Source organism: Roseibium sp. QJM3NY_11 (assembly GCF_056173175.1).
In genome coordinates, this window is the sequence record NZ_CM149660.1 from 4,690,932 (window position 1) to 4,704,165 (window position 13,234).

The 13,234-nt window shown below is 62.2% G+C and carries 12 protein-coding genes and 1 riboswitch; of the genes, 7 read left to right on the top strand and 5 right to left on the bottom strand.

Going from position 1 to position 13,234, the window contains the following annotated elements:
• Positions 1-123: 123 nt before the first annotated feature.
• The gene (locus AC0VX3_RS21505; RefSeq protein WP_475522227.1) at positions 124-1,470 is read left to right on the top strand and encodes an MATE family efflux transporter; all 1,347 of its coding nucleotides are present in this window, start codon (positions 124-126) and stop codon (positions 1,468-1,470) included.
• Between the two features lie 4 nt (positions 1,471-1,474).
• On the opposite strand, the gene AC0VX3_RS21510 is transcribed toward AC0VX3_RS21505, so the two are convergent.
• Together AC0VX3_RS21510 and AC0VX3_RS21515 are read right to left on the bottom strand one after the other, a co-directional pair.
• Positions 1,475-2,569, bottom strand: coding sequence for a quinone-dependent dihydroorotate dehydrogenase (locus AC0VX3_RS21510; RefSeq protein WP_475522228.1), 1,095 nt, complete (start codon positions 2,567-2,569; stop codon positions 1,475-1,477).
• Positions 2,566-2,910, bottom strand: a complete 345-nt coding sequence (locus tag AC0VX3_RS21515) for a DUF952 domain-containing protein (protein ID WP_475525226.1) — start codon at positions 2,908-2,910, stop codon at positions 2,566-2,568. Before AC0VX3_RS21515 ends, AC0VX3_RS21510 begins: the two co-directional genes overlap by 4 nt.
• Before the next feature lie 301 nt (positions 2,911-3,211).
• On the opposite strand from AC0VX3_RS21515, the gene AC0VX3_RS21520 reads away from it, so the two are divergent.
• Complete coding sequence (locus AC0VX3_RS21520) at positions 3,212-4,087, top strand: thermonuclease family protein (RefSeq protein WP_475522229.1); 876 nt, start codon at positions 3,212-3,214, stop codon at positions 4,085-4,087.
• A gap of 135 nt (positions 4,088-4,222) precedes the next feature.
• Positions 4,223-5,998, top strand: coding sequence for a methyl-accepting chemotaxis protein (locus AC0VX3_RS21525; protein ID WP_475522230.1), 1,776 nt, complete (start codon positions 4,223-4,225; stop codon positions 5,996-5,998).
• A gap of 101 nt (positions 5,999-6,099) precedes the next feature.
• Here the strand turns inward: AC0VX3_RS21525 and AC0VX3_RS21530 are convergent, their stop codons facing one another.
• The gene (locus tag AC0VX3_RS21530; RefSeq protein ID WP_475522231.1) at positions 6,100-7,758 is read right to left on the bottom strand and encodes a lysine--tRNA ligase; all 1,659 of its coding nucleotides are present in this window, start codon (positions 7,756-7,758) and stop codon (positions 6,100-6,102) included.
• Between the two features lie 314 nt (positions 7,759-8,072).
• On the opposite strand from AC0VX3_RS21530, the gene AC0VX3_RS21535 reads away from it, so the two are divergent.
• Together AC0VX3_RS21535 and AC0VX3_RS21540 are read left to right on the top strand one after the other, a co-directional pair.
• The gene (locus AC0VX3_RS21535) at positions 8,073-8,444 is read left to right on the top strand and encodes a tellurite resistance TerB family protein (RefSeq protein ID WP_475525227.1); all 372 of its coding nucleotides are present in this window, start codon (positions 8,073-8,075) and stop codon (positions 8,442-8,444) included.
• Between the two features lie 198 nt (positions 8,445-8,642).
• Positions 8,643-9,050 (top strand): hypothetical protein, encoded by a 408-nt coding sequence (locus AC0VX3_RS21540; RefSeq protein WP_342894484.1) that lies wholly within the window; start codon positions 8,643-8,645, stop codon positions 9,048-9,050.
• 27 nt (positions 9,051-9,077) lie between these two features.
• On the opposite strand, the gene apaG is transcribed toward AC0VX3_RS21540, so the two are convergent.
• A complete protein-coding gene (apaG, locus tag AC0VX3_RS21545; protein ID WP_475525228.1) occupies positions 9,078-9,419 on the bottom strand; it encodes a Co2+/Mg2+ efflux protein ApaG in 342 nt (113 codons plus the stop codon).
• 319 nt (positions 9,420-9,738) lie between these two features.
• Between apaG and AC0VX3_RS21550 the strand changes: the two genes are divergently transcribed.
• Complete coding sequence (locus tag AC0VX3_RS21550; protein WP_475522232.1) at positions 9,739-10,350, top strand: CDP-alcohol phosphatidyltransferase family protein; 612 nt, start codon at positions 9,739-9,741, stop codon at positions 10,348-10,350.
• Between the two features lie 292 nt (positions 10,351-10,642).
• On the opposite strand, the gene AC0VX3_RS21555 is transcribed toward AC0VX3_RS21550, so the two are convergent.
• Positions 10,643-11,842, bottom strand: a complete 1,200-nt coding sequence (locus AC0VX3_RS21555) for an O-succinylhomoserine sulfhydrylase (RefSeq protein ID WP_475522233.1) — start codon at positions 11,840-11,842, stop codon at positions 10,643-10,645.
• Positions 11,843-11,885: 43 nt separating this feature from the next.
• Positions 11,886-11,965, bottom strand: a riboswitch (SAM riboswitch).
• Between the two features lie 128 nt (positions 11,966-12,093).
• Between AC0VX3_RS21555 and AC0VX3_RS21560 the strand changes: the two genes are divergently transcribed.
• On the top strand, positions 12,094-13,230 hold the full coding sequence (locus AC0VX3_RS21560) for a 2'-deoxycytidine 5'-triphosphate deaminase (RefSeq protein WP_475522234.1): 1,137 nt from the start codon (positions 12,094-12,096) through the stop codon (positions 13,228-13,230).
• Positions 13,231-13,234: the final 4 nt, after the last annotated feature.

A 13,234-nucleotide genomic window follows, 5' to 3' on the forward strand; every position in this document is an offset into this window, starting at 1 on the left:
CAAGCTGGACAAGAAGATCGGTCACTCACCAAAAGCCGGCCCGGTTGGAAGCCTCCAGTCTCATCCCAAGGACGCGGCCTTCATCGCCCGATCCCCGCACCAAATCGTCCACACGGCCCCGTCATGTCCCAGCGCCCTGCCATCACCGCCCCTGACAACCTGGCCTTCGCCGTCACACACCGGTCGGTCCTGGCCATTGCCGTTCCCATGACCCTTGCCTATCTGTCGACGCCCCTGCTGGGCGTCGTCGACATGGCGGTGATCGGCCGGCTGGGAGATGCGGCACTGCTCGGCGGGATCGCCCTTGGCGGGATCATCTTCGATCTCGTCTTCACCTCGTTCAATTTTCTGCGCTCCGGCACCACAGGGCTGACCGCGCAGGCAGTTGGTGGCCGCGACGAGGTGGCGATCAGGGCAGCGTTGATGCACGCATTGGTCATCGCCCTTGGCGGCGGGTTGCTTGTGATCGCCTGCCAGGTACCCCTTCTGCAAGCCGGTCTCTGGTTTCTGGGCGGCGGTCCGGAGGTTCAGTCGGCCACGACGCGGTATTTTGACGTGCGCGTTTACAGCGCGCCGTTTCTGCTGGCCAACTATGCGATCCTGGGCTGGTTCATCGGTCTTGGAAGAGCGGGCACCGGTCTTGCCCTGCAGCTCTTTTTGAACGGGCTCAACATCGTTCTCAGCATCGCGTTCGTGATCGTTCTGGACTGGAGCGTCGAAGGTGCCGCCCTGGCCACGGTGATCAGCGAGATCGCGGCCGCGCTTCTGGGCGGGATGCTCGTGCTGTACTGCGCCAGGGGAGGCTCCTGGCCAGGTCTGGCTGTCATCCTCGAGCGAAAACTGCTGCTGCGGTTGATGGTCCTCAACCGCGATATCATGATCCGGTCCTTTATCCTTCTCTACGCCTTTGCCTTTTTCATTGCCCGATCCGCGGACCAGAGCGACATCATGCTGGCATCGAACGCGCTGCTGGAGAAGTTCGTCATGGTGGCCGCCTTCTTTCTGGACGGCCTTGCGACCGCAGCGGAACAACTCGCAGGGCGGGCCGTGGGTGCACGCTATCGTCCGGCCTTCGACCGGACCTTGAAATTGACTGCGCTGTGGAGCTTTTCATTGGCCGGCATCCTCGCTGTTGCCTTCTGGATGTTCGGTCCGGCCGTGATCGCATTCATGACAACCGCGCCCGAAGTTCGCCACGAAGCGGAAACATATCTTGTCTGGGCGGCGCTCGCACCTCTTTGCGGTGTGCTTGCCTTCCAGATGGACGGCATCTTCATCGGGGCCACATGGTCATCGACCATGCGCAACATGATGCTGCTGTCACTCGCCATATACCTGGCGGCCTACTACAGCCTTTTTCCGGTCCTGGGCAACCACGGCCTCTGGCTTGCCTTCCTGTTGTTTTTCGGAATACGCGGTCTCACTCTGCTGGCCGCCTGTCCGCGGCGGACCGCCGAGACCTTCGCTTGACCGGCTATGCCGTTTCCGATGCCCAGGCCTCTACAGTGCTGTCGCGAGCCTCGCGCAGGGATGTCAGGCCGTGCGCATCCAGCTTCGCGCCCAGGCCGGTCAGGATCTCGCTGACGAGCGCCGGCCCCTTGAACACCAGAGCGGAGTAAAGCTGCACCAGATCCGCTCCCGCCGTGAACTTGGTCCAGGCCGTGTCCGCACTGTCGATACCCCCGACGCCTATGATCGGCAGGTCCGGCCCGGCCAGTTTCCGGGCTCTGGCAAGCACGATCGTCGATTTCCGGAACAGGGGCCGGCCTGACAGGCCACCGGCTTCAAATGTTTCACCGCCCGCGCCAAGCGCGTCCCGGCTGATGGTCGTGTTGGAGACGATCAGACCGTCGACATTTTTCAAAAGCACTTCCTCGACGATGTCCTTGAGATCCGCATCCGTCACATCGGGTGCGATCTTGAGAAGGACCGGCACGTGCCGTCCCTGGGTTTTAGCGCATGCGTCCCGCGCCTCGATGACCCCGCTCAGGAGTTCGGCCAGGGCTGAACGTGCCTGCAGGTCACGCAAGCCCGGCGTATTGGGCGAGGAAATATTCACGGTGAAATAGGAGGCGATGTCCGCAAATGCGTGAATGCCGGAAACATAATCGGCGTTGCGGTCGACGGCCTCCTTGTTGGCGCCCACGTTGATCCCGACGACGCCTTTGGCCCCCTTGCGCCGGTCCAGGCGCGCGCGCAGGGCCGCGAGGCCCTCACTGTTGAAACCGAACCGGTTGATGACGCCCTGATGGACGCTCAGCCGAAAGACGCGCGGCCGCGGATTTCCGGGTTGCGGCATCGGCGTGACGGAACCGATTTCCGTAAAGCCGAACCCCAGGTTCAGCAACGCGTCCGGAACTTCGCCGTCCTTGTCGAAACCGGCGGCCATGCCGAGCGGATTGGGAAAGTCCAGATCCCAGAGCCTGACGTTGAGACGAGGGTCCGAAACAGGGCGCCGGGCAGGCAGCACCCCGGATTTCAACGCCAGGATGGTCATCCGATGCGCCGTTTCCGCGTCCAGACAGTGCAGTCCCTTCAAAGCGGTCGCTTCGAGCCAGGCCAGTGTCATTGATCGAGCTCCGGGAAAGTGTGCGTGCCGTCGGGCGCAAGTGGCAGCTCCCGGACCCAGAGCGCCGCTGCGGGGGCAAGTTTACCGTAAAGGTGCGGAAACAGGGCACCGCCACGGGAGGGCTCCCACTTCAGCGCCTCCCCGAGACTTTCCGCGTCGAATGCCGCCAGCAGCAGGTCGGATTGTCCGGCAAAGTGTTTCGACGCGGTTTCGCGTGCCTGTTCGGCCGTGGAGAAGTGTATGAACCCATCCGCAAGATCGACCGGGGCACCCGGGAAAACTCCGTGATCGACAGCCGTCTGCCAAAGTGACCGCGGTACAATCTTGAATATCAATGTCATCTGCTCGTCCCGGTCCCTGCTGATCCTGATACTGACCCTGGCCGCGACGCCGCGCGCCGACCGGCCGGTGCGGACACTACTCATCAGGGACCGCAGGAACAAGCCTGCGGCTGTCCCAGGTCCGGCTTTGACAGCACTTTCGCCCCGGAAATCCTCCCTGCCGGGAGAGCCCGGCAGGCCGCCCGCAACGGGATCGGGCGCGCAGTCGGGGACAAGCGCAATTCGGCATGCGCCGGACACTCGGCATTTGCCTCCGGAGCGCTTATTATCCGGACATCCGGAAAATGCGAGTGACGCGGAAATGAAACTTCGGCCGCTCTTGGTCCCTGCCCTTGTTCTGACCGCCAGCGGCGGTCTGGTCGGCTGGCTGTTGCTTGCCGATCCTCCCGAACCGGTTCGGGACCAGACGCCTGCGCCGGCCGGCACACTGGCCGCATTGCCGGCGCAAGCCGATGGGAGCGGCGTTCGCGCGGGCGACACACCGGGCCCTGTCGGCGCTCCCCTGCCCGACGATATCCGCAATGTGTCGCCGGACGGCGTGTCGGCGCCCATTGTGGACGGCAGCCTGAAGCGCGTCGAACCGTCAAAACGCTATCAGGAACTCAAGGATCCGCCGGTCGAACCGATTCCCGACGGGCCGCTCGAACTGATGCGCGTACAGGTGCTGGACGGTGGCCGGATCCGCTCGGACCGTCTCACGGTCACACTCGCGCATATCAAGCCCCTGAAGGCGGACGAGACCTGCCTGTCCCGCCTGGGCGGCACCTGGCCCTGCGGCGCCCGCGCGCGAACATTCCTGCGCGGATTGGTGCGCCAGTTCAAGGTGACTTGCGACAAGATCGAGGAAACCGGTCCACAGCAGATCCTCGCCACGTGCAGCCGGGGCACATTCGACCTGGGAAGGCGTCTGGTCCGCTACGGCTGGGCGGATCCCGCCGAGACCGCACCGGCCGACATTGTGGAACTCGCCGCTATCGCCAGGGACAAGAAGATCGGCAAATGGCAGTCGGAATGGCTGACCGATCTGCCCGAGACCGCGTTGGACAGCGCGCCCGGCCCTCTCCCCGGACTTGAGGAACTGGGACCGGAGATCGTCGAGTGGAGCCTCAGAGCCGACCCGGCGGATTTCAGCGAGCAGCAACCGATCGGCGCCGGAACGGCTGTACCTGTCCGATAACCGGTGTTGCCCGGGCCGAGACGCAACGTCATTCGTATTACTACGGACGCTTTGTGCAGGAGGTTATTAGCCCTTTTTTACAATATTTGTGAAATTTCCTCCTGATCTTTCATCCGCCATGCGAGTTCGAGCACTATGAGCGCCCCTGCCCAGAAAACACCTGCCCAGTCCGCCAATGTATCCAAATATCTTCAGTTCATGACCGGTTCCGGTGGCAGCACGGCTTCTGCGCAAAAAGCCTGGAAAATGCTGGAATCCTCCCTTCCCGGCATTCTTGACCGCTTCTACGAAGACCTGCTTGCTCAAGATGAGCTTCGCCAGAAGATGGGCAAGCACGAAAAGAACCCTTCTTCCTTGAAGAACGCCCAAAGCAGCCATTGGAACTACATCTTCAACAATGACCCCGACCAGAAATTCGAGGATCAGGCTGCCCGTATCGGCCAGGCACACGTCCGTATCGGATTGAAGGCAGAATGGCTGATGACGGCCTTTGGCCGCTTGCTCAACGACACACTGCCGCAACTGGTCAGGAAAAACAGGTTTTCACAACGCGCATTGATCGAAGCCCTGCAAGCCGTTGTCACGCGTTTCTTCCTCGACATGATCCTGGCGCAACGGGCCTTCGAAGCCGAACAGCGCCGCCTGGAGCAGATCGGCGAGAGCAAATCCGCTGCCCTTGGCAACCTGCGGACAACTGCGGATACGATCTGCGGGCTGAACGAGCTAGTCCTGGCCATGGCTCTGCTTTCCCGCAACACCCGGGAGGCCAATGAAAATGGTCAGTCGATTTCCGCCGCTGCCGATGAGCTGGTGACATCAATCGGTCAGATTTCCGAAAACAGTGAAGGTGCCGCCCAAGAGGCTCAACAGACCAACACGGCCGCCAAAGACGGCATGTCGAGAATGTCCGCCGTGTCCCAGGCCATCGGGGACATATCGTCAACGTCCCGGGAAACCTCCCAGAGCCTCGCGGATCTCAGCGAAGCAGCTTCCCAGATCAGCGAATTTCTTTCTGTAATCCAGTCGATCGCCGATCAGACCAATCTGCTGGCACTCAATGCCACGATCGAGGCCGCGCGCGCAGGCGAGGCCGGCAAGGGCTTTGCCGTTGTGGCCTCGGAGGTCAAAACCCTTGCCTCGCAAACCGGCAAGGCAACCGAAGACATCGCACAGCGCATCGAGGCGCTGGCGTCCGGCATGGAGACCATCCAGAGCGCGATGAAGAGTTCCGAGGGAGCCATCAAGAATGGCGAAGAGGCAATCGGCTCCGCCAACGAGATCATGCGGTCAATCGACGGCATGGTCGGCGCGGTCTCGGAGAGGGTTTCCCAGATCACCGACATCCTGCATCAGCAAAAGGAGGCCAGCCACGAAATCGCCCGGAACGTGTCCAAGGTTGCCGCGTCCAACCAGAACACAGACAATCAGTTGCGGAACATGCAGCAAAGCCTGACGACCAGCAACGACCAGCTCAGTGAGGTTGCCGGGTCATTCCATGATGCCCAATCCGACAGGTCTGTGCTGGAAATGGCCCGGATCGACCATATGCTTTTCAAGAAACGGGTTGTGGACACAGTCACGGGTCACGACGAATGGTCGTCTTCGGAAATGCCGGATCATCTGGGTTGCCGTCTGGGCAAGTGGTATGATGGCATCAAGAACGCGAAGATCAGATCTCACCACACATTCAGGAACCTCGAAAAACCGCACAGGGCCGTGCACGATGCCGGGCATCGTGCTCTGAGCGCAGCGGAACAGGGGCATTCCACCGGCGCGTTCGAAGCGCTGGTCGATCTGGACAAGGCGAGTAAACAGGTTCTCAAGTGCCTGGAAGAACTGGGCGCCGCCATGGAGCATGACCTGAAGGGCGTCGAGGCAGCCACGTCACCAGACAGGCGCGCCGAAGCTTAGGCGGACCTCCAGACAGGCGGCCGCCAGCACGGTTGCCCGCGCCTTTGAAGGTCGCCCGGATCAGCGGCACGCAGCAGTGCCGCTGATCTGTTGGTTTCGGCTCAGGCGGCCAGTTCGCCTGCGAGAGCCTTGCGGATCATTTCGCGGGTTTCCGCGATGCCGTACAGCGCCACGAAGGAGCCGAAGCGGGGGCCTTTTTCCTGGCCGAGCAGGAGCTGGTAGAGAGCGGAGAACCAGGCCACCGACACGCCCGGACCGCCATCGGGACCTTTCTTCGAAGGGTCCTGATAGCGCTCGATCGCACGGGCCACATCCAGAACCGCGTCCTGGATGGCAGCTCCGTCCGCATCGGCCGGCAAGGAAGCCAGTTTCTCATCAAGTTGCTGAAGCGCGGTCCGCTCGACCTCGTCCGGCGCCCGGAACGATTTCTTCGGTTTGACGAAGTCGTCGAAATACCGGATCGCGTAGCCGACCAGCGCATCGAGTTCCGGATGCGTTGCCGCGGTCACGCCCGCCGCATAGCGCGAGATGAAGGCCCACAGCACATCCTTGTTGTCCGCGTTGGAGGCGGACACGAGGTTCAGCAGCATCGCGAAAGGCACCGGCATGTCGATCTTCGGAATATTGCCCGAATGAATATGCCAGGCCGGGTTCTGCAGCTTCTGTTCGACCGGCATCTGCTGGTATTTCTGGAGGAAGGTATAGTATTCGTCGACAGCCTTCGGAATGACGTCGAAATAGAGCTTCTTGGCCGTCTTCGGCTTCTGGTAGTTGTAGAGCGCGAGGCTTTCCGGCGAGGCATAGGTCAGCCACTCGTCGATGGACAGGCCATTGCCCTTGGACTTGGAGATCTTCTCGCCGTTTTCGTCCAGGAACAATTCATAGACGTAGTGTTCCGGAGCCTTGCCGCCCAGGATGTTGCAGATCTTGTCGTAGATCGGCGCGTTGGTCATGTGATCCTTGCCGAACATCTCGAAATCCACGTCGAGGGCTGCCCAGCGCATGCCGAAGTCCGGCTTCCACTGCAGCTTCACCTTGCCGCCGGTGACCGGAACCGTGATGTCCTCGCCGGTCTCGTCCTCGAAGGTGATCGTGCCGTCCTTGGCATTGACGTCCTTCATCGGCACGTAAAGCACGCGGCCCGACGTCGGCGAGAGCGGCAGGAACGGCGAATAGGTCGCCTGGCGTTCCGCCCCGAGCGTCGGCAGCATCACGTCCATGATCTTCCGGTATTTCTCGGTCGCCCTGAGCAGCACGTCGTCGAACTTGCCGGAGGCGTAATACTCGGTCGCGCTCGCGAACTCGTAGTCGAAGCCGAACGTGTCCAGGAACCGGCGCAACATGGCGTTGTTGTGGGCCGCAAAGCTGTCATAGTCACCGCCGAACGGGTTCGGCACCGCGCTCAGCGGCATCTGCAGATAAGGCTCCAGCGCCGCGCGGTCCGGCACGTTTTCCGGGATCTTGCGCATGCCGTCCATGTCGTCGGAAAAGCACAGCAGACGGGTCGGGACCTTGTCTTCGGTCAGCAGGCGGAACGCCGTGCGCACCATGGTCGTGCGCAACACCTCGCCGAAGGTGCCGATATGCGGCAGGCCGGACGGCCCGTAGCCGGTTTCGAACAGGACCGGTTTTTCTGATCCCCTGTTTTCGATCCGTTTGACCAGTTTTCGCGCTTCTTCGAACGGCCAGGCTTTCGATTTCCGGGCCGCCTCGACAAACTCTTGCGAAAGGTCAAGCGGAGGCAGGGATTGTTCGGTCATGTTCTCGTGTCGTTTCGTAGCAAAAGAGTGGGTGAAAGACAGGTCCGGCCGGTTTTGGGGTAACCGCGCCTTATGCTGCGGCGCGACACTAGATCAACCGTCTATTTTGTGCAATCTCATCTGCGGTGTCCTCAATACCGGCCGCTCCCCGTTTTCCAGCCGACAGTCGGTCTCATGTTGCCAGTCCGTGACTTGAAGCTTTGTCGCCGACCCTATAAACGGAGCATTCAATTCGCCTTTGAACAGGCGCCACTGGAGAATGAATAGTGTCTAGCAACGAGCCAATCAGCGTTCAGGAAGCCCTTATCTACGTGATGGTCATCGTTTCCGCGTCGGACAACGAGATGACCGACAAGGAACTGGCCACCATCGGCGACATGATCAAGATGCTGCCGATCTTCGACGGCTATGACGCCAGCCGGCTCATTCCGGCCGCGCAACGCTGCGGCGATATCCTGCAGGAAGACGACGGCCTGCGCCTGGTTCTGGAACTGGTCGGCGACGTGCTGCCGGCGAAGCTCTATGACACCGCTTACGCCCTGGCGGTGGAAGTGGCCGCGGCCGACCTGCATGTGGAAAAGGAAGAGCTGCGCATCCTGCAATTGCTGCGCGACCGGTTCACCCTCGACAAGCTGACCGTGGCGGCCATCGAACGCGGCGCCATCGCAAGGCACCGGACGGACTGAGGCGTCCCTCGGCCCGGCAGCTTGCCGCCCATACGGCCGTTCCGTGCCTCTTGAATGCACAATTGCGGAGATCGCTCAAATTGGAGCGATTTTGTTTTCCACTCGCTAAAACGCCGTGACCTAATACCCTAGGGGTAAGGGAGACTGGCGCTGCGTCACCGCCGCTCTCCCGGCAGGACGCAAGCAGGGTGGAACCGGATGTCAGTCAGTCGCACGTTCGAAAATGAGGCCAGTGTCCGCTACCCGCTGCGGCGTTACCGTCAGCGGGTCGGTTACGGGCGGCTCGATGCGCGCGGCATGCGCCGTGTCTACCGACGGGCCGAGCCGAAGCCGGTCAACTGGGGCCAGCGCATGATGATCGCCTTTGCCGGCTACCTGTGCGGGCTGGCCGCGGATTCGCTGGTGATGTTCGCCGAACACCATTTCCATCTGGCCAAGGACCGCGATCCGGATCTGTTCGCCCTTGTTCTGGGAACCGGTTTTGCCGGACACGCGATCTATCTGACCTTCGGCATTCTCGCGGTGACCCTGCTGACCGCCTTCAACCGGCGCAAATGGATCCTCTGGCTGCTGCTTGGCTTTGTCGGCGCCCTGTGGAGCATCTGACGGCGGCAGGCGCGCGGTCAATCGCAGTCAGTTGAGGCTGTGGATGGCGTCCGGCAGGTCCAGAGAGAAGGCCGGGATGACGACATCGAACCGGGATCCGTCGGGCCGCTCCATCGAATAGGCGCCGGCCATGATGCCGCTATCGGTCGAAAGCGGGCAGTGGGAGGAATATTCGTAGGTCTCGCCCGGCTCGATCACCGGCTGCTCGCCGACGACCCCTTCGCCGCTCACTTCCTCCTGGCGCCCCATCGCGTCGGTGATCTGCCAGAAGCGCGTCTTCAACTGGACCGGTTCGTCGCCGCCATTGTGGATTTCGACCATATAGGCCCAGATGAACTCGCGATCTTCCGGCCGTGATTCATCGTCCATGTAAAACGGCTCGACCGAAACCTCGATCCCTTCTGTGATGGCGCTGTAACTGCCGGACACGATTATTCCTTTTGCGTTCAGGCTCCGCCACCGCGCGGACGGATCGACGATATCGGGCGGAAAATTCACCGCCTCCTTCGCCGCGGGAGATACGTCCCGGATCCCGATGGGCCCTGGAGCCTTTCATTCAGGAGGCGCTTATAGGGCGAATGACACAAGCGTGAAAGAGGCTTGTGTGATCCGGCGCCGGATTTGCTTGTGATTTGCAGACGGATTTCGCATGTAGATGGCAGACTTCACATGAAAGACACGCCAACTGATGCTCGACGCACGCCTGCGGCCGCTGATCGACCCGCCGCTCAATCAGATGGGGCACCTTCTGGCCCGCGCCGGTGTCGGCCCGAACACCGTCACCCTGACCGGATTTGCTCTCGGCATGGGCGCGGCATTCGCGATTGCCACCGGATACGTGCTGACCGGCCTGTTCCTGATCGCCCTCAACCGGCTCGCCGACGGCCTGGACGGTGCGGTTGCCCGGGCCACCCGCAAGACCGACCTGGGCGGTTTTCTCGACATCACCCTGGATTTCTTCTTCTACGGCGCCATCCCGCTGGCCTTCGCGATCCTGGACCCGCAAGCCAATGCGCTTGCCGCCGCGGCCCTGCTGGCCAGCTTCTATGCCAACGGCTCCGCCTTTCTCGCCTTTGCGATCATGGCGGAGAAAAACAGCCTTGCGACCGCCACCCAGGGCCAGAAGTCGCTCTATTACCTGGGCGGTCTCGCCGAGGGCACGGAGACCATCGCCCTGTTCCTCCTGATGGCGCTTGTGCCCGGCTGGTTTCCCGTGCTGGCCTGGGGTTTTGCCGCGGTCTGCCTGGTCTCGGCCGGTGCACGGGTTCTGATCGGGGTCAGGGCGCTTCATCCGGATTGAGGTTTGTTGTTTTTCGGTATGGGGGTTTGGTCAAGACTACACAGCTGTTCCTTATTCAAGACCCCCACCCCTAACCCCTCCCCACAAGGAGGAGGGGAATCCCGCTGCGCCAAGGATCCCAACTACGCCGCACCGCAACCTGTCAACTTGGAAAAAGCCAAGGCGATCGGCTCGGAGCAAGTCCCCCTCCCCCTTGTGGGGAGGGGGTAGGGGTGGGGGGGCGCCCTGAGAAAAACCGCTCCAGCCACTCCCGGTTGACGTTGTCCGAGAAGCTGCCCGAATTCACTGTGCCTCACACCGCCGCCAGCGCCTTCTCGACATCTTCCAGAAGATCCTGCGGGTCCTCCAGGCCGACCGACAGGCGCAAAATGCCGTCGGTGATCCCGAGTTCGTCGCGGGCCTCCTCGCCGATGGACTGGTGGGTCGTGGTCGCCGGATGGGTGATCAGACTCTTGGCATCGCCCAGATTGTTGGAGATGCGGATCAGGTCCAGTGCATTGGTGAAGCGGAACGCCGCCTCCTTGCCGCCATCGACCTCAAGGGCGATCATCGTCGAACCGGCACGCATCTGGCGCTTGACGACCTCGGCCTGCGGGTGGTCCTCCCGGCCCGGGTAGATCAGCCGCGTGACCTTCGCTTGTCCAGCCAGGAAATCGGCGATCGTGCCCGCTGTTTCACTCTGGCGGGCAACGCGGACCGGCAGGGTTTCAAGTCCTTTCAGCAGCACCCAGGCGCTGAACGGGCTCATGTGCGGGCCGGTGTGCTTGATGAAGGGCATGACCTCGTCGACGATCCATTCCTCGTCGGAAAGAACCACGCCCCCCAGGCACCGGCCCTGACCGTCGATGTGCTTGGTGGCGGAATAGACCACCACGTCGGCGCCGAGCTGCAAGGGCGACTGGTAGAGCGGCGTGGCGAAGACATTGTCGACGATCAGCCGGGCGCCGGCTTCCTTCGCGATCGCGGCCACGGCGGCAATGTCGATCACTTCCAGCGTCGGGTTGGTCGGGCTTTCCAGGAACAGCGCCTTCGTGTTCGGGCGCACCGCGGCTTTCCACTGGTCGATGTCGGTGCCGTCAACCAAAGTGCTTTCGACACCGAAACGCGGTAGCAGCGTCTCGCATATATAGCGGCAGGAGCCGAACAGCGCCTTGGCGGCGATGACATGGTCGCCCGCCCTGACCGAGGCCATCAAAGCCAGGTTGACCGCGGCCATGCCGCTGGCGGTGCCGCGCGCGGCCTCGGCGCCTTCCAGCGCCTTGATGCGGTCCTCGAACATGGTCACGGTCGGGTTGGCATAGCGGGAATAGACATATCCCGGATCCTCGCCGTTGAAGCGCGCCTCCGCGGCTTCCGCGCTGTCATAGGTGAAGCCCTGCGTCAGATAGAGGGTCTCCGAGGTTTCACCAAAGGGCGAGCGCATGGTGCCGCCATGCACCAGGGTGGTCGCGGGACGCCAGCTCTTGTTTCCGGTCTTGGTGGTCTCAGTCATGTCACTCGTGCTCCAAACGCAAAAAACCCCAGCCTCAAGACCGGGGTTTGCACCTCCGGCCTATTTAGCAACTTGTTTAACGTGGCTGCAAGCCGGCCGGCCCAAATCACCACGAAGTGTGTTTTTCCTAAGGGATAATACGCCAGCGGTCAATCATCTTTGCCGAAAACACGTCAGGAGCCGCAATGCCTGTTGGCGCGGCGGGCCGCATCCGCTAAGCACGACGGGATGAATTGTTACGGGATATCTCGATGAATGTGACAGCGGATCAGGACCTCGGCGGCAGCACAACCCTTTCCGAGCAGGGCATCCTGCCGGAGCGGATCATCCGGGCCATGTTCGCCGCCGGTGAAATCTCGTCCGGGACGGCTCCTGTCGACGGGCAGATCCAGCCTGCCAGCCTCGACCTGCGCCTCGGGAGCAGCGCCTTCCGGGTGCGCGCCAGTTTTCTGCCCGGGCCCGACATCAGGGTCGCCGACCGGCTGGAACAGCTCAAGCTGCACACGATCGATCTGAGCGAGGGTGCCGTCCTGGAAACGGGCTGCGTCTATATCGTGCCGCTGCAGGAAGGTCTGGCGCTGGCCGCCGACATTTCGGCCACCGCCAATCCGAAGAGCTCCACGGGGCGGCTTGACGTGTTCACCCGGGTGATCACCGACAACGGCCTGGCCTTCGACACCATTCCGGCGGGCTATCGCGGCCCGCTCTATGCTGAAATCTCGCCCCTCACCTTCCCGATCCTGGTGCGCAACGGGTCGCGTCTCAGCCAGATCCGCTTCCGACGCGGCCAGTCGCTGATCCCGGACGCGGACCTGGAGGCCATCCACGCCTCCGAGACGCTCATGAGCGGCGGCAACGAGCGCATCGGCGGCGGTGTGCAATTGTCCATCGACCTGGAAGGCACCGGCCCCGAAAGCCTGATCGGCTACCGCGCCAAGCACCATTCCGGCCTGATCGATGTCGACAAGGTCGGGGCGCAGCATCCGCTCGATTTCTGGGAGCCCATCTACAGGCGCGAACGCGCGGAACTGATCCTCGACCCGAATGCGTTCTATATTCTGGTCAGCCAGGAAGCCGTGCATGTGCCGCCGACCTATGCTGCAGAAATGGTGCCGTTCGATCCGCTGGTGGGTGAATTCCGGGTGCATTACGCCGGTTTCTTCGATCCCGGTTTCGGCCATGCTGGCGCCGGCGGTGTCGGCTCGCGGGCGGTGCTGGAAGTGCGCTCCCACGACGTGCCCTTCATCGTCGAACACGGCCAGACCATCGGCCGTCTTGTCTATGAGCATATGGCAGAACGGCCCGAACGGCTCTACGGCGAGGGCATCGGCTCCAACTACCAGGGCCAGGCATTGAAGCTGTCCAAGCATTTCCGGTCTCCTGCCTGACAGC